Raw genomic sequence first — 20,611 nt, forward strand, 5'->3', positions numbered from 1 at the left:
GCCGCCCGACCACCTCGTTTCGAGCCCTGAGTACGGAGACGCCACGGATGAGTCAGACACCGGCCCCCAGCCCACCCTCCCGCGTCACCGCGAACGTCGTGCGCGGCTGCCTGGGCAATCTCATCGAGTGGTACGACTGGTTCGCCTACGCCACCTTCAGTGTGTACTTCGCCCCGGTGTTCTTCCCGGAGGGCAGCCAGACCGCCCAACTGCTCTCCACGGCCGTGGTGTTCGCGGTCGGCTTCCTGATGCGGCCGCTCGGCGGCTGGCTGCTCGGCGCCTACGCCGACCGGTTCGGGCGTCGGCGGGCACTGACCCTGTCGGTGCTGCTGATGAGCGCCGGTTCACTCGTCATCGCCCTGTCGCCCGGCCATGACGTGATCGGTCTGTGGGCGCCCGTCCTGCTCGTCCTGGCGCGACTGGCCCAAGGGCTGTCCGTCGGCGGCGAGTTCGGCTCCAGCGCCTCGTACCTCTCCGAGGTGGCACCGCCGGGACGGCGCGGCTTCTACTCCAGCTTCCAGTACGTCTCCATCGTGCTCGGCCAGCTCTCCGCGCTGCTCGTCGCGATCGTCCTGCAGAACGTGCTGACCGAGGCCCAGCTCGCCGACTGGGGCTGGCGCATCCCCTTCGTCGTCGGGGCCCTGGCCGGACTCACCGTGATGTACCTGCGGCGCACCATGGAGGAGTCCGAGCACTTCCGGCAGGAGCGGGCCCGCGCCACCACCGGCGAACGCAAGGGGCTCGTCGCCCTCTTCAAGGAGTATCCGCGCCAGCTCCTCGCCGTGTTCGGCCTCGCCATCGGCGGCACCGTCGCCTTCTACACGTACACCACCTACTTGCAGAAGTACCTCGTGAACACCGCGGGCATCGACAAGTCGACCGTGACGCTCATCGGCTTCGCCGCCCTCTTCGTGTACATGCTGCTTCAGCCGGCCGTCGGGGCGCTCTCCGACCGGGTGGGCCGCCGACCCGTCATGTTCGGCTTCTCGATCGGGTGCATGGTGCTCACGGTCCCGGTGATGACCTTCCTGGGACACACGAGCAACCCCTGGGTCGCCTTTCTCCTGATGACCCTCGCCCTCGCCTTCGTCACCGGGTACTCCGCCCTCGCCGCCATCGTGAAGGCCGAGATGTTCCCCACGAAGGTGCGCGCCCTGGGCGTCGGCCTCCCGCACGCCCTCGTCACCGCCACCTTCGGCGGACTCACCGAACCGATCGCACTGGCCCTCAAGCAGAACGGGCACGAGACCGTGTTCTTCTGGTACGTCACCGGATGCGTCGCCCTCACCCTCCTGGCCACACTCCTCGTGCGCGAGCCGTCCCGCGACTCCCACCTGGAGACCCCCGCGGCCCAGCCGTCCGAGGCCGCGCCCACCGCCCACGCGTAGCAACCGCCACCCACCGACGGAAGGCAAGCACCCCCATGGCACCCGCCGCCTCCCCACCCCCCATCGCCTCCTACGTGGAGTCCTGGGACCCCGCCGAGACCACGGATCAGGACCTCCTGCCGCCCGGCCCCGCCGCCGCCCTCTCGGCTGTCCTCGACCTGCCCGCACCGGCCGCCGAAGCAGGCGGCCTGCTGCCGCCGCTGTGGCAGTGGCTGTACTTCCTGGAGTGGCCCGCCCAGAGCGAACTCGGCCCCGACGGCCACCTGCGCGACGCCCGGTTCCTGCCGCCGATCCCCGACCGGCAGCGGATGTTCGCGGGCGGCCGGGTCACCGTCGAGGAGCCGCTGCGCCTCGGCGAACCCGCCGAGCGAGTCTGCAGCCTGGCCTCCGTCACCCCCAAGAGCGGCCGCAGCGGCGAACTGCTCTTCGTCACCGAACGCCGTGAGTTCCGCCAGGCGGGCCGCACCCGCCTCGTCGAGGAGCAGGACATCGTCTACCGCTCCGGGCGCAGCGCCGCGGCCGCCCACCCCGCCACGGTCGACACCGCGGCGCTCCCGGACTCCGCGGCCCCTTGGCGACTGCGCGCCCAGCCCGACGAACGCCTGCTGTTCCGGATGAGCGCGCTCACCGCCAACGCCCACCGCATCCACTACGACGCGCCGTACTGCCGTGACACAGAGGGCTACCCCGGCCTCGTCGTCCACGGGCCGCTCCTCGCGCTGCTGATGCTGGACCTCGTGCGCCGCAACGCGCCGGACCGACAGGTGAGTTCGCTCTCCTACCGGCTGCACCGGCCCGCCTTCGCCGGCGAACACCTGCTGGCCACCGGAGCGCCGACCGCACAGGGCGGGGGAGCGGAACTCGCCGTCGCCACCCACCGGGAGGCCCGGCACGCCAGTGCGGAGGTGACGTTCGCATGACCGACGCCCCCGTCACCCACGACGCGCACGCGGCGATCGCCGCCGCGCGCGGTCTCCTCTTCGTCCCCGGCGACCGCCCCGACCGCTACGCGAAGGCGCACGCCTCCGGAGCCGACCTGGTCATCATTGACCTGGAGGACGCCGTCGCCCCCGCCGGCAAGGACGCGGCCCGCGCGCACGCCGCCGCCTGGCTCGCCGAGGGCCACCGGCCGATCGTACGGATCAACGCCCCCGGTACCCCTTGGGCCGAGGCCGACCTGGCGATGGTGGCGGAGCACGGCTGCCCGGTGATGGTCCCCAAGTCCGAGGACCCTGCGGCCCTTTCGGAGCTCACCGCGCGGACGGCGGGCCGCTGCGTCCTCGTCGCCCTGATCGAGACGGCGCGCGGCGTGCTGCGCGCCCACGAGGTCGCCGGGGCCCCCGGTGTCGCGCGCCTCGCCTTCGGCAACGTCGACCTCGCCACGGACCTCGGCGTCGCCCACGACGACCGTCCGGCGCTGGCCCACGCCCGCTCTCAGGTGGTGCTCGCCTCGGCCGCCGCGGGCCTGTGCCCGCCGATGGACGGGGTCACCACCGCCGTACGGGACACCGACGCCCTCAAGGGGGACGTCGCGCACGGCCGCCGCCTCGGCTTCACCGGCAAGCTGTGCATCCATCCCGGACAACTGGCAGCCGTCGTCGCGGGGTTCGCGCCCACCGACGCCGAACTGTCCCGGGCGCGGGCCGTACTCGCCGCGGGGGACGCGGTGACCACGGTCGACGGCCAGATGGTCGACAAGCCGGTCCTGGAGCGGGCCCGGCGCATCCTGGCACAGGCCCGGCAGACACCGGCGGAGGGCTGAAGTCCCCGGCGGTCACGGCAGCTTGTGCCCCTGCACGATGCGCTCCACGCCGTAGTAGTCGGCGATGCAGGAGGCGGGCCACTTCGCCCGCCCGCCGTGCCGGAACGGCTCGGTCATCTTGCTCTGCGGCAGCCGCTTGTACGGCAGGGTCCGGGCGCCGTCCGCGGCCTGCGCGCTCATCCAGCGGTCCTGGCGGTCCCAGGCCCGCGCGTGCGTCTGCAGGGTCGTCGAGAGGTCCGCCAGCGACGCCGTCAGGGAGAGACAGACGGCGCCGGCCAGCAGGCCACCGGCGACCAGGACCGGCGCGGTCCGCCGGACCCGCCCCCGCGCCGCGTGGCCGGCGAGGGCGCCGACGTAGGCGAGGAGCAGGATGTAGAGCAGCAGGTAGTCGTTCCACAGGCGCGTCGACGTCACCACGTGCTTGCCGAAGACGGGGTACGTGATGACCGTGCACAGGTAGCCGGAGACGAGCAGGGCGCAGACCCCCGCGACGACGGCCGGCACATGGCTCCGCACGGTGGAGGCGCGGCCAGGCAGGCCCGGGGACGCCATGCCCAGGACGACACCCACGGCGACGGCGCCCAGGTACTGCCAGGTCGTGAGGACCGTGAAGGCGATCTCCGCGAACCCGTGCAGGGAAGCGAGGAGCGAGTCGGGGGTGAACATCGTCGACGCGTGCTTGCGCTCCCGACGGCGCGCGGCACCGGGGGAGGTGTACAGGATCAGCGTGCCGATCACGATGCTCGCGACACCGGCCGAGCAGCACAGCCGCAGGAAGCGCCTGCGTGCCATCGGGAAGACCCGGCCGCTGATCAGCACCGCGCACCCCAGGACGGTCGCGACGACGACGCTCGTCTCCTCCGAGAGCAGCCCCAGGCACACCCCGGTGAACGCGACGGTGGCCAGCGCCAGGACCTTTCCCCGCCGGGACGACGCCCGCAGCACCACGACGGCCGCCGCGCAGGCGAACACCGGGGGCAGGGTGTGGGAGACGGAGGCGGCCGGCCAGTAGAACGTCTTGTAGGTGTTGGGCGAGCCGAAGAGGAACAGGACCGTCACCATGGACGCCACCAGGAGCGGCACGCCCCGAGGCGTCCGCAACCGCGCGGCGCGCGCGGCGGCGACGAAGAACGCCCACAGCGCCGCGAGGACCAGCACACCGCTGACGGGCCCGAACCACTGCTGGCCCGCCTCGCCGAACCGCCCATAGGCCCACACCAGCACGGCGTTGACGATCCGTCCGTTGTCGTGGAGGTAGAACTTCCCCACCATCGCGGACAGTCCGCCCTCCCGGACCACCGGCAGGAAACACCAGTCGTCCCCACCGGTGCGCACCCACCGGGCGTTCCACGCCGCGAAGACGCACACGGCGAGCGGCAGCAGCGCCAGCAGACCGAGCGGCGCTGCCGTCCGCCACCGCGCCGTGCGCGGCTCTGGAGCGCCACCGGCGCGCCGGTCCCGTACGGCCGTCTCCGGTGCTTGGACCACTGGCTGCTGCCTTCCCGGTAGGTGCCAGGAAAGAAAACTCCGTGACACGAAAATACGGTTTGCGGTGTGCCGACGATTGGTTTCGCCGGTCCCCCGATCGAAAGATAACGCGACACGGGTAGCTACCGGCGCGTTCCGCCCCGCCTTCTTACCGTTGTCTTGACCTGATGCGTCATGGTGGTGGCCGTAGTCGTCGAATGCCGGACTCACACCTGCTGGGGTGGGCGAATGGAAACGTGCCAGATCTCCGTTGTCGTACCGTGTTTCAACGAAGAAGAGGTGATCAGCACATTTCATTGTGCGCTGATAGACGTCCTGCACGGGACGGGGCGCTCCTTCGAGATCTGTTACGTCGACGACGGGAGCCGTGACACCACCCGCGCCCAACTACGCACCCTCGCCTCCGCCGACGAACGTGTTCGCTATACGTCCTTCAGCAGGAATTTCGGCAAGGAATCGGCCATGCTCGCCGGGCTGCGCATGGCACGCGGTGACGTCGTGGCGCTCATGGACGCCGACCTTCAGCACCCGCCGGGACTCCTGGTGCGCATGCTGGAACTGCGACAGCACGGATACGACCAGGTCGTCGCCCGCCGGGACCGCTCCGGCGAGGGACTGCTGCGCAGGACCGTCAGCTCGGCGTACTACCAGGCCATGGGGCGCTGCATGGACGTCGGCGTCGTCGACGGCGAGGGCGACTTCAGGCTCCTGTCGCGGCGCGCGGTCGACGCGGTGCTCGCCCTGCCGGAGGCCAACCGGTTCTCCAAGGGGATCTTCTCCTGGATCGGCTACGACACCGTCAGCTTCACGTACCACAACGTCAACCGGGCCGCGGGCCGCTCGAAGTGGGGCGGCCGCCGCCTCCTCAACTACGGAATCGACGGGCTGATCTCCTTCAACAGCCGCCCGCTGCGCCTGGTCATCTACGCGGGCCTCGCCCTGGCGTTCACGGCCTTCGTGTACGCGCTGTGGATCGCGGCGAACGTGGTCATGCACGGAGCGGACGTCCCCGGATTCGCCACGCTGCTGATCGCCATCGCGGCCCTGGGCGGAATCCAGCTCGCCACGCTCGGTGTGATCGGCGAGTACGTCGGCCGGATCTACGGCGAGACCAAACGCCGCCCGCCCTACGTGGTCCGTGAGACGGAGGAGACCGCACGCCGGGGCGGCCCCGCGCCCGGCCCCGAAATCACTCCGCCACTCCCCGTGGGCGCGATCGTGCGGCCCCGGAGTGCGGAACGGCGAACTCCCCGCTTTCGCACCCTTCGACAGTTCTTCGTCTTCGGCCTGATCGGAATTGTCAATACCGGCGTGTACATGGCCGTGTACGCGTCGCTGAACCGCTGGATCCCGTATCTGATCGCCCACGTCATCGGGTTCTCGGTCAGCATCGTCGGGTCCTTCCTCCTGAACACCTACATCACCTGCCGTACGAAACCGACGTGGCGTGGATTCTTCCGCTTTCCGCTGTCGAGCCTCGTCAATATGGTGTTCAGCGGCGCCATCCTCTTCCTCGGCGTGCATTCCCTGGGCACGGGCAAGAACATCACGGCTCTGGTCGCGGGCGTTCTCGCCACACCTCTCTCCTTCCTGATCGCCCGCTGGGCCATCGACTCAGGCACCAAGAGCCCCCGGCAGGAGCCTGTCGACTGGGCGCCGGTGCCCGACAGCTCCGCCGGTCTCCTGAGGTACGAAGAGCGCCAGAACTCGTGAATCCGGGGGCGAGGATGGATCACGAGGCGATACCCGGTGCGCGGACCGTGGTGACGCGTCGGCGAGTGCTCGTGGGCGGCGTCGGAGCCCTCGCGTCCGCACTGGTCGTCGCCGGCGACCGGAGCGCACACGACGGGGTCGCTCCCGCGCCGGTCCGCGCGGTGAACCCGCGGGCGACCGGCTCCTTCGCGGCCGCCGGACGGAGCCTGCTGCTCCAGGTCGTCGCGCATCCCGACGACGACCTCTTCTTCATGAACCCCCAGTGCCGCCAACTGGTGGTCTCCGGGGTGCCGGTGGTCACCGTCGTGGTCACGGCGGGGGACTCCGGGGGCCGCAACCGCGTGCCCCACGAGCCGGTACCGGTGGTGGTCAACAGGGCGGGGTACTCCGGCGCCCGGCAACAGGGCATGCGACAGGCCTACGCCGAGATGCTCGGCCTCGACCGCTTCGCCCCCTGGGAACGCTCGGCCCTGGCCCTGCCGCACGGAGTCGCCGCGGAGTCGGACACCCTGGCGGCGGGCGACCGCAGGGCGTGGCTCGTCTTCCTCAACATCGCCATGCGGTGCGTGGGCGACGTGCGGCTGCCCGCCCTGTGGAACGTGCCGGGCGCCGTCATGAGCACCGTGACGGCGACCGACTCCCGGGTGTCCCGCACGTACACCTACGACCACCGGACCCTCGTCGACGTACTCGCCGGGCTCATGGACCGCTTCCGGCCCACCGTCATCCACACGCTGGACCCCGACCCCGACTACCAGCTGCACGACGCGGCCCACTTGAGGGGCAACGACCAGGCGGGGTTCTCCGACCACCGGGACCACACACCCACCGCCCTGTTCACATGGAAGGCGCTGTCCCAGTGGGTCGCCGACGCGGAGCAGCGTGACGGGCACGCTCCGCGCTTCACCACCATGGCGTTCCGCGGGTACTACAACCAGCGCTGGCCGCACAATCTCCCGCCCGCCGTCCTCGCCCAGAAGGTCCGCTACATCGCCGCGTACGGGGGCAGCCCGCGGTGGGCCTGCGACGACCCCGCCGGCTGCGGCGACTACATGCAGGGCGGCACCCACGCCCTGACCAGCCGCAAAGGCTGGGCCCGCAGCACCCATCCGCGCTATCCCGGCGCCGCGCCCGTGCCCACCGTCGACCGCCTCGGCCGGATCACCGCCTACGGGGTGCTCGGCACCCAGGCCGTCCGCTGGCGCGAGACCGCACCCGGCAGCGGACGCTTCGGCGCACCGGACAACCTCGGCGGCGGGCCCCTGGCCCCGGCCCTGTCCGTGGTCACCGACGCGAGCGCCCGGCACGTCGTCCTCGGGCTGCGGTTCGCCGCCCTCGACGGTCAGGGCCGCGCCGACACACGCGAGATCGTGGTTCTCGAACAGCACCGCGCCGGCGAACCGTTCGCGGCGTGGCGTCCCCTCGGCACTCCCGACCGCGGCGCCGAGCGGGCCCGGCGCGTCGGCTGCCCGGTGGCCGTGGCCACCCCGGACGGCCGGGTCCACCTCTTCGCCCGAACCGCCGCGCAGGGCCTCGCCACACGTGTCCGCGAGGCCCCCGGCCGGTGGAGCCCCTGGTTCCCGCTGGGCGGCGGGCAGGTACAGGACGAACCGACCGTCGTCCTCGACACGGCGGGACGCATCCACGTCTACGGCGCGGGGCACGACACCGTGCATCACTGGGCGCAGCGCCGACCGGGCGGGCCGGTCGGCCACCGTCCGCCCACCGGCCTGCCCGCTCCGGACGGCCCGCCCGCGGCCGTCCCCGAACCGGGCGGACACATCACGCTGATCTACCGCACCCCGGCCGCGACCGTGCCCGCCGCCCACGGCGCCGCGAGCGGCGCGACCGGCACACCGCTTCGGCACTTCACCGGCTACGGGCCGCTCGCCGCCCACCTGGCCGCGGGCCCCACGGGAGGGACCACCCCGGTGCTGCTCGGCCTGACCAACGACGGCCACGCCGAGATCCGGTACGGCACTTTCGGCGCACCCGCCGCGTCGACCACCGTCGTCCGCCCGGTCCCGGTGGGCACACCGTCCCTCCTGGCCCGGCCCGGCCACCCCGTCTCCGTGGTGGGGATGTCACCCGACGCGACACCGTGGATCTGGCGGCCGGGGGACATGGCATGACGACGTGGGGCCGCGTACCGGAGGCGACGGATCAGTCCGGTACCGCCGCGTTGGCCGTAAAACCGATCACGGCTCCGCCTCCGTCACGCCGCGCCGCGAACGGCACCCCGCCGTGGGCCGTCGCCACCTCCCGGACGATGGAGAGACCGAGCCCGGAGCCGGGTCTGCTGCGGGCGGCCGGAGCCCGGTAGAAGCGGTCGAAGATACGCCCCGTGTCGACCTCCGCGAGGCCGGGGCCGCGGTCCAGGACCTCCACGCGCACACCGGCACCGGGAATCCGGGTCACGGTGATCTCGATGGGACCGGTGCCGTCGGCGTCGAACTTGGCGGCGTTCTCCACCAGATTGGTCAGCGCGCGCTGGAGCTGGAGGGGGCGGCCCGTGATCGTCGTGTCCCGGTCGGCGCGGACCGTGACCGTGCGGCCCGTGCGGCGGCGGGCCAGGACGGCGACGTCCTCGGCGATCTCGGCGAGCGACACATCGGCGGGCGCCTCGTCGTCCTGATGGCCGGCCGCGAGGTTCACCAACTCGTTCACGAGATCCGTCAGTTCGCGGGACTCGTCGGTGAGATCGGCGACCAGCTCGTCGCGGGAGGCCGGCGGCAGCTCGTCGATGCGGCGCAGGAGGGAGATGTTCGTGCGCAGCGACGTGAGCGGCGTACGCAGTTCGTGGCCCGCGTCCTGGGCCAGGCGGCGCTGATCCTCCTTGGAGCGGGCGAGTCGGCCGAGCATCCGGTCGAAGGAGCGGCCCAGGCTGCCCACCTCGTCGGCGCCGGTGACCGGCACCGCGACATCCAGCCGCCCGGTGGACGCGACGCGCTCGGCGGTCTCTGCGAGGCGGACGAGCCGCGAGGTGATGCGGCGCGCGAGCCACCAGCCGAACAGACCCGCCGCGACGACCACCACGGCCGCGAACAGGAGGGTCCGCTTCTGCAGCTCCCGCAGCAGGTCCTCGGTGTCACTGAACTCCTGCGCCACCTGCACCGCGCCGCGCCCGTCGCCGAGCGCGACCGTCGCCATCCGGTACTCGTCGTCGCCGACCCGTACGTCGTCGTCCTCCGCGTGGGTGCCCGCGGTGTCCGCGTCGGCGACCCGGCGGGCCTCGGCGTCGACCGGGAGCGGCGGGCTGCCCTTGTCGATCGTCCGGCCGCCGGGGCCGAGGACCTGGACGTCCGTCCCGACGGGGCGGGTCAGGTCGTCGCGCGGGCCGTCGTGGTCCGGATCGGCGGAGGTGAAGTCCTCGGGCGTGAGTGTCTGCTGGCGCACCTGGGAGCGCAGATCGTGCACGACCTCGTCGAACACGGCCTCCTGGTCGACGCGGACGAGCCGGGCCGCCGAGTCGTAGGAGAGCACGCCGACGAGCGCGGTGACACCGGCCGCCACCAGGGCGAACGCGATGGCGAGCGTGGTGCGCAGACTCCGCGCCCGGCGCCCCTCGGGCCGCCGGGCATCGGCTGCGGTGCTCCGTGCCGCGCCGCTCCCGGCGCCCTGTCTCGTGCCCTTCCCGCCCCCACCTGGCATCCTCACGTCTCCCGCAGGACGTAGCCGACGCCCCGCACGGTGTGGATGAGGGAGGGTCCGTCCGGTTCGTCGACCTTGCGGCGCAGATACCCCACGTAGACCGCGAGGTTCTTGGAGCCGGGGCCGAAGTCGTAGCCCCAGATGCGGTCGTAGATGGTGGCGTGGTCGAGGACGATGCCGCTGTTGCGGGCGAGGAGTTCGAGGAGGTCGAACTCGGTGCGGGTCAGTTCCAGTTCCCGGCGGCCGCGCCAGGCGCGCCGGGCGGCGGGATCGATGCGCAGGTCGGCGGCGGTGATCTGCTGGTCGGCGGGTTCGTCGGGGGCGGGCGCGGTGCGGCGCAGCAGGGCGCGCAGGCGGGCGAAGACCTCCTCGACGTCGAAGGGCTTGGCGACGTAGTCGTCGGCGCCCGCGTCGAGGCCCGCGATCCGGTCGGGGGTCTCCACGAGCGCGGTGAGCATGAGGATCGGGGTGCGGTCGCCCTCGGCGCGCAGGACGCGGCAGACCTGGAGGCCGTCGATGCCGGGCATCATCACGTCGAGGACGAGGATGTCGGGACGTTGCCGGTGGGCGGCGGCCAGGGCCTCGACGCCGTCGGCGACGGCCGTGACCGTGTAGCCCTCCAGGGTCAGCGCCCGTTCCAGGGCGTGCCGGATCGCGCGGTCGTCCTCCGCGAGCAGCACCGCCGGAGCGGGCGTCGCGGACGACTGGGCGGCAGGTGAGGCGGCTGGTTGCGACACATGGCCCAGTCTGCCCTCCCCGGCCCGGCCGGATCGACCGCTGGGCCGCCGACCGGAGGGCTTCTTACCCGGCTCTCACCTGCGGAGGGCGGCTCCCTTACCCGTGGCCCGCAAGCTGTCGGCGACGGTCCGGGCCCGCACCGTGCGCCCGCCGGGGAAGGCTTTTGCACATGAAGATCGCGTTCCTGCTGCACAACGCGTACGCCATCGGCGGAACGGTGCGCACCACGCTCAACCTGGCCGCCGCGCTCGCCGAGCACGGCGGCCACGAGGTGGAGATCGTCTCGATGTCACGGCACCGGGCGAACCCCCGCTTCGAGGTCGACCCGCGGATCGCGCTCGTACCGCTGGTGGACACGCGGGCAGGCAGCGAGGACAGCCGCCTCGCCGCGTTCGGCGAGCCGGCGCTGGACTTCCCGGCCGCCGAGAAGCGCCACAAGCAGTACACGCTCCTGCACGACCAGCGGGTACGGGAGTACCTGGAGGAGCACTGTGACGCCGATGTCGTCGTCGGCACCCGCCCCGGCATCAATGTCTACCTCGCCCTGTGGGGGCCGAAGCGGGCGCTGCGGATCGGGCAGGAGCACCTGCGGCACGACGCCCACAGCAAGAAGCTGCGGGCCGTGCTGCGCCGCCACTACCGCTCGCTCGACGCGGTGGTCACCATGACGGAGGCCGACGCGGCCGTGTACCGGGAGCGGATGCCGCTGCCCGGCGTCGGTGTGCGCTGCGTGCCGAACATCGTCCCGCAGGTACCCGGACCGGCCTCCGACGGCACATCGAAGATCATCGCGGCAGCGGGCCGCCTCGCGCCGGGCAAGCGCTACGACCTGCTCCTGGAGGCCTTCTCGGAAGTGGCCGCACAGGCACCCGACTGGGAACTGCGGATCTACGGTGCCGGAGGCGAGGAGCAGCGGCTGCGCGACCTCGTCGACGCGCTCGGGCTCGTCGGCCGGGCCCGCCTGATGGGCGCCGTCGCGCCGATAGAGCCGGAGTTCGCCCGCTCCTCGCTCGTGGTCAGCGCCTCGGACGCGGAGTCCTTCGGCATGACGCTCGTCGAGGCCATGCGCTGCGGCGTCCCCGTGGTCAGCACGGACGCGCCGCTGGGACCTGCCGAGATCATCACCGACGGCGTCGACGGGCGCCTCGTACCCGTGGGCGACGTGCGTGCGCTCGCGGCGGCGATGCTCGACCTCATCGGGGACGAGGCGGCCCGCAAGGAGATGAGCGCCGCCGCCCTGGACTCCGCACACCGCTTCGACCCCGAGCCGGTCGTGGCGCGCTACGACGCGCTCTTCGCGGATCTGCGCGCGACCCGGCAGCGGCGCGCCTGGCAGCGGTTCAGTGCGCGGGCCACCAACTGGGTGCACAGGAAGACCCGTTCCGTGCGTGGTGCGCCGACCGCCGACGGGCGTCGGCGGCCGCGTGCGCAGGGGGCGGCGCGGCCCCGGCTGCCCTGAATCTCCTCTGCCCGAAGCCGCACCGGGGCTTCCCCGATCCGCTCGCCCCATCAAGGCCGCCATCCCCCGCGTGCCGATGGGGCGAGCCCCCGCGGGGCGGGTGGTGGGCCGACTTCGTCGGTGGCGGTCCGCCACCCGCCCCGCACTCCAGGGGTGCCGCGACAGGCCGCGCCCCGCATTCTTACCTTTCTCCGTACCTGCCCTTACTCCGCTGGTGACCTGCGCGCCTACGCTCAGCGCCCGTGAAACCTCGCCCCGCCGCCCTCGCCGGACACACCTGCCTGCTCATCGGGCTCGTCGACATCGCGACGGCCGTCTCCCCGCAGATGCGCGCCGGCCGGATCGAGCGCATAGCCGCCTACGTTCCCGGCCTCACCGAAGACCTGGCGCGCGCCGCCGCCCTCGTCTCCGGAGTCCTCCTCGTCCTGCTCGCGCGCGGACTGCGGCGCCGCAAACGGCGCGCATGGGTGGCGGCCGTCGCCCTGCTCGCCGTGAGCGCGCTGGTGCAGGGCCTGCGCCACCACGCCTTCGTCGCGGCCACCGTGTCCGCGCTGCTCTGCGCCGGACTCGTACTGCTGCGCGGCGAGTTCCGGGCCCTGAGCGATCCGCGCGGTCGCGCCCGCGCCCTGGGGAACCTGCTGCTGCTCGGCACGATCAGCGTCGGCCTCGGACTCCTGATCGTCGGCGTGCGCGCAGATCACGAGGCGGGGGAGGGCATCTCCTTCACCGACCGCATCCAGCAGGTCGCGTACGGACTCGTGGGCATGGCAGGGCCGTTGAGTTACGACAGTGACGGGATCGGCGACGCCGTGCACATGTCGCTGCTCGCCCTCGGACTGCTCACCGCGTCCACCACGGTCTACCTGGCGCTGCGCCCCGTCCGGCTCGACCCGGCGGACGGCGACGCGCGGCTGCGGGCACTCCTCGCGCGCGAGGGGCGGCGCGACTCGCTCGGCTACTTCGCGCTCCGCGGCGACAAGTCCGTCCTGTACTCGGCCACCGGGAAGGCGGCCGTCGCCTACCGCGTCGTCTCCGGTGTCGCACTCGTCGGCGGCGACCCCATCGGCGATCCGGAGGCCTGGCCCGGCGCCATCAAGGAGTTCCTCGACCGGTGCGCGCGGCACGCCTGGACGCCCGGTGTCATGGGCTGCAGCGAGCTCGGCGCCCAGGTCTGGCTCCGCGAAGGCGGCCTGCGGGCCCTGGAGCTGGGGGACGAGGCGATCGTCGACTGCGCCGACTTCAGCCTCGCGGGCCGCGCCATGCGCAACGTACGGCAGATGGTCAACCGCATTGAACGCGGCGGCTATTCGTGCCGGGTGCGCCGCGTGCGCGAGCTGCCCGACGAGGAGAAGCAGCAGTTGCGGGAGGCCGCGGCGGCCTGGCGGGGGAGCAGTACCGAGCGCGGATTCTCCATGGCGCTCGGCCGGTTCGGCGACCCGGCCGACAGCGACTGCGTCGTCGTCACCGCCCACCAGCGCGACGCCGAGGGCAACCAGCGCGTCCGCGCGCTGCTGCACTTCGTGCCCTGGGGCGAGGACGGTCTCTCGCTCGACCTGATGCGCCGCGACCGCACCGCCGATCCCGGCCTCAACGAACTCCTCATCGTCGCCGCGCTGCGCGCCGCACCCGGCCTCGGCGTCGCGCGGGTCTCGCTCAACTTCGCGGTGTTCCGGGCGGCGTTGGCGCGCGGCGAGCGGATCGGCGCGGGGCCGGTGCTCCGCGGCTGGCGGGGACTGCTGGTGTTTCTGTCGCGCTGGTTCCAGATCGAGTCGCTGTACCGCTTCAACGCCAAGTTCCGCCCGAGCTGGCAGCCCCGCTTCGTCGTCTACCCGACCGCCCGCGACCTGCCGCGCATCGGGTGGGCGTGCCTCCAGGCGGAGGCGTTCGTGGTGCTGCCGAGGCCGGCGGAGCGGCTGCGGCAGTGGGTGAGGCACGGGGCGCGACACGGTGGAAAGGGGGCTCCTCTGCCGCCGACTGCGGAGGAGCCCCTTCTGTGACAGCGCCGAACGAACGTTGCGTGTTACATCCACGTGCGGGCTCGCCAGGCGGCGCCGAAAACCCGAGGACATCCGGGGCCGCCGCAGGCTAGCGTCCGTGGGCATGGCCCCTTCCCTAGAACGTCCTCCGTTCCGGTCCGACGAGCGCACCGCACTGATCGGCTGGCTGGATCTCCAGCGCCGGATCCTGCGCTGGAAGTGCGAGGGAATGAGCGAGGAGGACGCGCGGCGCAGCGTCGTCCCGACCTCCCCGGCGATGACGATGGCCGGGCTGATCAGCCACATGCGGTGGGTCGAGCACCTCTGGCTCGAGGTGCTCTTCCTCGGCGGCGACAAGACGCAGAACCCGTCCTTCGACGAGGGCGAAGAGGACGCGGACTGGCGCACGGACGATGTCACGCTGAAGCAACTGCTCGCGGACTACGAGGCCCAGTGCGCCCGCAGCAACGAGATCGTGGCCGCGGCCTCCCTCGACGACGTCGGCCGCCACCCCGAGCACCGGGCCCGCCAGGTGGACCTCCGCTGGATGCTGATCCACCTCATCGAGGAAACCGCCCGCCACGCGGGCCACGCGGACATCGTGCGGGAACTGGTCGACGGGTCCAGGGGCTACTACTAGCGGGGCCGGCCGGCTCGTCCGCAGCCCGCCGGTCCGCGTTTCGGTATCGCGGCGCACGGGCCCGAGCCGACGCTATGCTGCGATCGAAGCGCTTCGACTGGCGGGCCTCGAACTCCCCCTGGGAGCAGCGTGATGCGTCCGGTGCCCGCCCGCTCCGATCTCCCGAGGAGAAGCCCGCATGACCTCGTCCGGATCAGGATCCGCGTCCGCGCAGCCCGGCCGCGCCCCCGCGAGCGGCCTCCTCCCGCGGGACCGTTTCCTGTTCGGCGGTGACTACAACCCGGAGCAGTGGGACGCGGCGACGCACGCCGAGGACCTGGAGCTGATGCGGCGGGCCGGCGTCGACACCGCCACCGTCGGGGTGTTCTCCTGGTCGTGGCTCGAACCGGCCGAGGGGCGTTACGAGTTCGGCTGGTTGGACGAGACGTTCGCCCGGCTCCACGAGGGCGGCGTCGGCGTCGTCCTCGCCACCCCGACCGCCTCCCCGCCACCGTGGTTCTCGCTGCGCCACCCCGACGCACTCCCGGTCCAGCCCGACGGCAGCCGGCACACCCACGGCAGCCGCGACACCTACGCGATCAGCGCCCCCGCCTACCGGGAGGCATCCCGCCGCATCGCCCGCAAGCTCGCCGAACGGTACGGAACCCACCCCGCGCTGCGCGGCTGGCACATCCACAACGAGTACGGCAGCCTCGACCACTCGGACCACGCGGCGGCCGCCTTCCGGCGCTGGCTGAGACAGCGGTACGGGACGCTGGAGGCGCTCAACAAGGCCTGGTGCACGGCCTTCTGGTCGCAGCGGTACGGCGACTGGGCGGAGATCTTCCCGCCCCGCCGGACCCAGTACCTGCACAACCCGACCCACGCGCTGGACTTCCGCCGGTTCACCGCCGACGAGTTCCGCGACGCCTACGCGGAGCAGGTCGCGGAGATCCGTGCCGCGGGCTCCACCGCGGCGGCGACGACCAACTTCATGCTGCCGGACTGGAACCACCTCGACCACTGGTCCTGGCGTCCGCACCTCGACACGGTCTCCATCGACCACTACCTCGACACCACCGGCGAGTCCGGCGAGACCCACGCCGCGTACGCCGGGGACCTGGCCCGCTCCTGGGCGGGCGGGAACCCCTGGCTGCTCATGGAGCAGGGCACCACGCAGATCGCGCTGAGCGACCGGCACGCCCTCAAGACCCCGGACAGGGTGCTGCGGAACACCCTGTCGTACCTCGCACGCGGCTCCCAGGGCGCCCTGTTCTTCCAGTGGCGGGCCTCCGCCGCCGGATCGGAGACCTGGCACGGCGGCATGGTGCCGCACACCGGCCCCGACACCGCCTGGTTCGCGTCCGTCGTGGAACTCGGCGCCACCCTGCGCCGCCTGGCCGAGGTCGCCGAACCGCCCGCAGAGGGACCCGTCGTGGCAGCGGACGTCGCGATCTTGTGGGAGGCCGACGGGTGGTGGGCCCTGGAGAACGACGGCCTGCCGTCGACCCGGCTCAGCTTCCCCGAAGCGGTGCGCCGCACCCATGCCGCGCTCTGGAAGTCCGGCATCCCGGCCGACTTCGTCGCCGCCGACGCCGACCTGTCCCGCTACCGCGTCCTCCTCGTCCCGTCGATGATGCCGGTTTCCGCCGAACTGGCCGCTCGCTGGCGGCGGTTCACCGAGTCCGGCGGCACCGTCGTGGTCGGCCACTTCACCGGGATGACGGATGAGCACCTGCACGTCGTCCGCGGCGGCTACCCCGGCGCCCTGCGCGATCTGCTCGGCATCCGCACGACCGAACTGTGCCCGCTGGGCGAGGACGAGCATGCCCGCCTGGACGACGGAACGCTCGCGACCCGCTGGAGCGAACACGTCGAACTGCGCGGCGCGCAGGCGGTCGTGCGCTACGAAGGCGGCCTCCTGGACGGCCTCCCCGCGGTGACCCGCCACCCGTTCGGTGCCGGGCACGCCTGGTACATCTCGACCCACCTGCCCGAGGACGCCCTGCGCCGCCTGCTCGACGACATCTGCGCACAGGCAGGGGTGGAACCCCCCGTCGCCGACCTCCCGGACCGGGTGGAGGCGGTACGCCGCCGCGGCCGCGACCACAGCTACCTGTTCGTGCTGAACCACGGCACGTCCCCCCTCCGCCTCACGGGCGGAGAACGGGAGCTGACACAGGACATCGACCCGTCGGCGGGACCGGTGCTCGTGCCGCCGCTCGGCGCGGCGGTCGTACGGGAGAACACCAAGCCCGTACGGGTGGAGGTCGAAGAGACGGGGAGCGGCACGCTGGAGTGAGGGCGGGACCCGCATCCCCGTCAAGAGCAGAGCACCCTCCGCCTGGCGTCTTGAGGAGCAGCGGGCTGATGATCCCTCACTTGGTCCACCCCGATGGACACGCAAGATCAATACGGTGAATTTGGAGCTACGAAGGTGGGCACGATCTACGTCGGCCTACCGGGCTGCCCCTCTCGGCACAGGCCATTTCGCGCACCTTTGAATCCGGCCGAGGCCCGGTAAACGCGACACGGATACCGACCCGCCCGACGCCCACCGGATCACGCGAGTCAGGAATCCCATGCACAAAGGCATCGCCGCGGCAGTCACCGGCGCCACTTCCACCGCTCTGCTCGGCGGACTGCTCTTCGCCGCACCGTCGGCGACCGCGGCCGCCGACGGCTGCAAGACGTACTCGAAGACGTACTACCTCTCAGAGGCGAAGGTGTCGCTGAGACTGGGCCACGTCCGGCTGAGGTTCGAGGTGTGCCTCAAGAGCGGGATCATCACCGAGACCAGGGCGTGGGCCGAGGACGCCACGACGGCGCCGGCGAAACTGGCCGGTTGGGAGATCAAGTTCAACAGCCCCTACCGCTCGATCAACGCCAAGACGGTCGCACAGTGGTCGGCCACCGGCAGGGCCCAGACCTGTCTCCTCGGGAAGGTGCCGGTGTGTAGCTATGCTGAGGATTTCAAGGTCTCCGGCACGTTCTACGCGCCGACCTTCATCGGCCCGAAGCCCGGGTACAACAACCTCTACTGGAAACCGCAGTGCACGAACAAATACTGCAAACTGAAATTCAACGCGACGGCGTAGAGACCCACTTCCGGCAGGAGCACACATGTCACAGGACGTCCGCCGCCGCCCCCGCGTGCGCACGCGACGATGGGCGCCGGTCTTCGTCCTGTGCGTGACGTTCGTGTTCTCCAGCATCGGCTGGGACCGCAACGGCGGCGAGCCGAGCGTGCCGTGGGCCCTTGCCGGGGTGGGGGTGGGCGTCGTGGCCGCGGGGCTTCTTCATGTGTGGCGGAACCGGGGGAAGGGCCGCGACTGACGGGGTGACCTCCGTCAACCGGCCTCCCGAGGACCTCACTCCGGCCGCTTGCGGGACTGCCTCACCTCCCGGTCCACGCCCACGCGTCGGCGACCGGGCCGAGGTGGCCGAGCTTGTCGGGGTTGATGACCGAGCGGATGGTCTGGATCCGGCCGTCGAGCAGGTTGAGGGCGAAGACGTGCAGGACCTTGCCGTCGCGCTCGTGGAAGATGGCGCCCGGCTGACCGTTGATCTCGCGGGGTTCGCAGGTGATGCCGGTCCGTGTCATCAGCGGGTGGACGGTGGCCAGCAGCCGGGCCACGTTCTCGGCGCCCGCGACGGCCCTGGCCAGCTGCGGGGCCTTGCCTCCACCGTCCCCGACGAGCTGGACGTCGGCCGACAGCAGGCTCCGCAGCCCGTCCACGTCCCCCTGTGACATGGCCTCGAAGAACCGCTCGGCCAACGCCTGTCGTTCCTCGCGGTCCGCCTCGAATCGAGGCCGCCCCGCGTGCATGTGGCGGCGTGCCCTGACGAGCAATTGCCGGCACGCCGCCTCCGAACGCCCGACCGCCGCGGCGACCTCGTCGAAGCCGAAGGCGAAGACCTCCCGCAGCACGAAGACCGACCGCTCCAGCGGGCTGAGCCGCTCCAGGAGCAGCAGCGCCGCCATCGACACCGAGTCGGCCAGTTCCGCCGCCCGGGCCGGGTCTTCGTACGGATCGTTCAGCAGCGGCTCGGGCAGCCACGGTCCGACGTACTGTTCGCGTCGCACCCGGGCGGAGCGCAGCACGTCGATCGCGATGCGGGTCACCGTGGTCGACAGGAACGCCTTGACCGACGCGGGCCGGGGGTCGAGGCGTCGTAGCGGAGCCAGCTCTCCTGCACCGCGTCCTCCGCCTCGGTCACACTGCCGAGGATCCGGTACGCGATCGAGAACAGCAGCGGCCGCAGCTCCTCGAACTCCTCGACCTTGCCCACGCGACTCCCCCTTGCCGTCCAAGTGCCCGGCCGGACTTCTGTCCGACCTGTCGCGATCATGGCACCGCCGCGGCCCGGACAGCGGGGGTTCGGCGGAACGGGGCGTCCGGAAAGGGCCGTTGCCTTGGTGCACCGCGTCGTGCGAGCCACGTCTCGTCGCTGCCGGGCCCGGGGATGTCACAGGCCGAGTCGCTGCCTCGTCTCGGGTGCGGAAGGTCCTCGATCAGGGAGTTGATGATGAACGTCGCGCTGTGGATCACCGCCGGAGTGCTCGCCGCCGTCTGCCTCGTGGGCAGTTCGAAGATGTTCGTGCCGCAGGCGAAGCTGGCCGCGGTGGGAGCCTCCGCCCAGTGGGTCCTGCAGTTCAGCCCCGGCGCGCTCAAGGCCATCGGCGCGGTCGAACTCCTCGCCGCGGTCGGCCTGGTCCTGCCCGCCGTGCTCGGCATCGCGCCGGTACAGGTGCCGTTGGCCGCCACCGGACTCGTCGTGTTGTTCGCGTGCGCGGTCGCCATGCGCCTGCGCCGTGGCGAGCGGGTCACGATCGTCGCCGACCTCGTCTACCTCGCTCTGGCCGCCTTCGTCGCATGGGGCCGTTTCGGTCCGACGCCTTTAACCGGCTGACCGCCGCATTCGTCGAGAGCACCGTCACCCTTTCCGGCTCACAGAAAGATCACTGGCATGGACATCCTTCGGTACGTCTTCCTCGTCTTCCACCTCTTCGGGTTCGCCGCGCTCATGGGCGGTGTCTTCTTCCACTGGCCTTGGACGTCCTGGTGGCGGTGACGGCGCTGGTGGGCATGCGCGACAAGAGACCGTGGGCCTTCTACGGCGTGGGGGTGTTCACCGCGGCCGCGGCCGTAGTGGCGGTCGCGTGGAGGTAGGCAGGGCCCGGAGCGGGCGGAGTGTCCGCTCGATGCCCGCGACCGTCATGGTCACCTCGTGGCCGGTCCGTCGTTGGACACGTGACCATGATCAACGTGTTCGAGGAGGCGACTGATGAGCAACAGTGCCAAGAAGAAGGGGCGTCGGCACCGTACGGTCAACCGCACCCCGCGGCCGGCGACTCGACCGACAGCCGTGGCACCGGAAGCGACGGTGACGGCGAGGGTGCCGGCGCAGGTCGGCGGCCCGGATTGGGACCGTGTGCTGCGCAGGCTCGGCTACGGGCGGCTGCGCGTCCCGGCACCGTCGGCACCCGAGGCCTCCCCGGAGGCGACGCCGCGAACGTACCCGGAAGCGAGCGTGGAGCCGGGCCCGGAGCCGGGCTCGGAGCCGGGCCCGGCCCTGGCGAAGAACACCCGAATGACGCTGCAAGCGCTGGAGCAGGCGGCACACGGGCTGACGCTTGAGCGGCTGTGCGAAGAGGTCGGCTGGACACCGCGCACGGTGACACGCCACCTCAAGAAGCTCGCGGACGAGGGGCTCGCCGAAGAGGCCGACGACGGCCGCTGGCTCGCGACCGCGCACGCGACCTCGCCGGCCGCTCGCTGAGCCGCACGAGCACGACGAGGGGCGCGGGCCGGA

At 72.0% G+C, this 20,611-nt stretch carries 16 protein-coding genes and 1 pseudogene; 13 read left to right on the forward strand and 4 right to left on the reverse strand.

The window, feature by feature from the left end; genetic code table 11:
• Positions 1-47: 47 nt before the first annotated feature.
• The 3 genes from ACY34M_RS28835 to ACY34M_RS28845 are packed head-to-tail and all read left to right on the forward strand — an operon-like array spanning position 48 to position 3,150.
• Positions 48-1,388, forward strand: coding sequence for an MFS transporter (locus ACY34M_RS28835; protein WP_462721238.1), 1,341 nt, complete (start codon positions 48-50; stop codon positions 1,386-1,388).
• A gap of 35 nt (positions 1,389-1,423) precedes the next feature.
• A complete protein-coding gene (locus ACY34M_RS28840) occupies positions 1,424-2,308 on the forward strand; it encodes an HTD2 family dehydratase (RefSeq protein WP_462721239.1) in 885 nt (294 codons plus the stop codon).
• Positions 2,305-3,150, forward strand: coding sequence for an HpcH/HpaI aldolase/citrate lyase family protein (locus ACY34M_RS28845; RefSeq protein ID WP_462721240.1), 846 nt, complete (start codon positions 2,305-2,307; stop codon positions 3,148-3,150). Before ACY34M_RS28840 ends, ACY34M_RS28845 begins: the two co-directional genes overlap by 4 nt.
• Before the next feature lie 12 nt (positions 3,151-3,162).
• Here the strand turns inward: ACY34M_RS28845 and ACY34M_RS28850 are convergent, their stop codons facing one another.
• Positions 3,163-4,638 (reverse strand): DUF6056 family protein, encoded by a 1,476-nt coding sequence (locus ACY34M_RS28850; protein ID WP_462721241.1) that lies wholly within the window; start codon positions 4,636-4,638, stop codon positions 3,163-3,165.
• A 228-nt stretch (positions 4,639-4,866) separates the two neighbouring features.
• Between ACY34M_RS28850 and ACY34M_RS28855 the strand changes: the two genes are divergently transcribed.
• On the forward strand, positions 4,867-6,351 hold the full coding sequence (locus tag ACY34M_RS28855; RefSeq protein ID WP_462721242.1) for a glycosyltransferase: 1,485 nt from the start codon (positions 4,867-4,869) through the stop codon (positions 6,349-6,351).
• Positions 6,352-6,401: 50 nt separating this feature from the next.
• Entirely contained in the window at positions 6,402-8,483 is a 2,082-nt protein-coding gene (locus ACY34M_RS28860) for a PIG-L family deacetylase (RefSeq protein WP_462721243.1), read from the forward strand.
• A 31-nt stretch (positions 8,484-8,514) separates the two neighbouring features.
• Here the strand turns inward: ACY34M_RS28860 and ACY34M_RS28865 are convergent, their stop codons facing one another.
• Both ACY34M_RS28865 and ACY34M_RS28870 read right to left on the reverse strand, forming a co-directional pair.
• A complete protein-coding gene (locus ACY34M_RS28865; RefSeq protein ID WP_462721244.1) occupies positions 8,515-10,002 on the reverse strand; it encodes a sensor histidine kinase in 1,488 nt (495 codons plus the stop codon).
• 2 nt (positions 10,003-10,004) lie between these two features.
• Positions 10,005-10,682 (reverse strand): response regulator transcription factor, encoded by a 678-nt coding sequence (locus ACY34M_RS28870; RefSeq protein ID WP_462721287.1) that lies wholly within the window; start codon positions 10,680-10,682, stop codon positions 10,005-10,007.
• Positions 10,683-10,909: 227 nt separating this feature from the next.
• Between ACY34M_RS28870 and ACY34M_RS28875 the strand changes: the two genes are divergently transcribed.
• The 6 genes from ACY34M_RS28875 to ACY34M_RS28900 all read left to right on the forward strand — a co-directional run bounded on the left by ACY34M_RS28875 (position 10,910) and on the right by ACY34M_RS28900 (position 18,130).
• Positions 10,910-12,199, forward strand: a complete 1,290-nt coding sequence (locus ACY34M_RS28875) for a glycosyltransferase family 4 protein (protein WP_462721245.1) — start codon at positions 10,910-10,912, stop codon at positions 12,197-12,199.
• Positions 12,200-12,441: 242 nt separating this feature from the next.
• Positions 12,442-14,196, forward strand: coding sequence for a phosphatidylglycerol lysyltransferase domain-containing protein (locus ACY34M_RS28880; RefSeq protein ID WP_462721246.1), 1,755 nt, complete (start codon positions 12,442-12,444; stop codon positions 14,194-14,196).
• Positions 14,197-14,299: 103 nt separating this feature from the next.
• Complete coding sequence (locus ACY34M_RS28885) at positions 14,300-14,815, forward strand: DinB family protein (RefSeq protein WP_462721247.1); 516 nt, start codon at positions 14,300-14,302, stop codon at positions 14,813-14,815.
• 178 nt (positions 14,816-14,993) lie between these two features.
• Positions 14,994-17,096 carry a beta-galactosidase gene (locus ACY34M_RS28890; RefSeq protein ID WP_462721248.1) on the forward strand — a complete coding sequence of 701 codons (2,103 nt, stop codon included), beginning with the start codon at positions 14,994-14,996 and terminating at the stop codon, positions 17,094-17,096.
• A 280-nt stretch (positions 17,097-17,376) separates the two neighbouring features.
• Complete coding sequence (locus ACY34M_RS28895) at positions 17,377-17,892, forward strand: hypothetical protein (RefSeq protein WP_462721249.1); 516 nt, start codon at positions 17,377-17,379, stop codon at positions 17,890-17,892.
• A gap of 25 nt (positions 17,893-17,917) precedes the next feature.
• A complete protein-coding gene (locus tag ACY34M_RS28900) occupies positions 17,918-18,130 on the forward strand; it encodes a hypothetical protein (protein WP_462721250.1) in 213 nt (70 codons plus the stop codon).
• A 35-nt stretch (positions 18,131-18,165) separates the two neighbouring features.
• On the opposite strand, the pseudogene ACY34M_RS28905 reads toward ACY34M_RS28900, so the two are convergent.
• Positions 18,166-19,087, reverse strand: a pseudogene (locus ACY34M_RS28905) (RNA polymerase sigma-70 factor).
• A 237-nt stretch (positions 19,088-19,324) separates the two neighbouring features.
• Between ACY34M_RS28905 and ACY34M_RS28910 the strand changes: the two are divergent.
• Together ACY34M_RS28910 and ACY34M_RS28915 are read left to right on the forward strand one after the other, a co-directional pair.
• Positions 19,325-19,708, forward strand: coding sequence for a DoxX family protein (locus ACY34M_RS28910; RefSeq protein ID WP_462721251.1), 384 nt, complete (start codon positions 19,325-19,327; stop codon positions 19,706-19,708).
• Positions 19,709-20,083: 375 nt separating this feature from the next.
• Positions 20,084-20,578, forward strand: a complete 495-nt coding sequence (locus ACY34M_RS28915; RefSeq protein ID WP_462721252.1) for a winged helix-turn-helix domain-containing protein — start codon at positions 20,084-20,086, stop codon at positions 20,576-20,578.
• The last annotated feature ends 33 nt before the right edge of the window (positions 20,579-20,611 follow it).

The sequence above is a fragment of the Streptomyces sp. EDA2-14 genome (assembly GCF_054963755.1).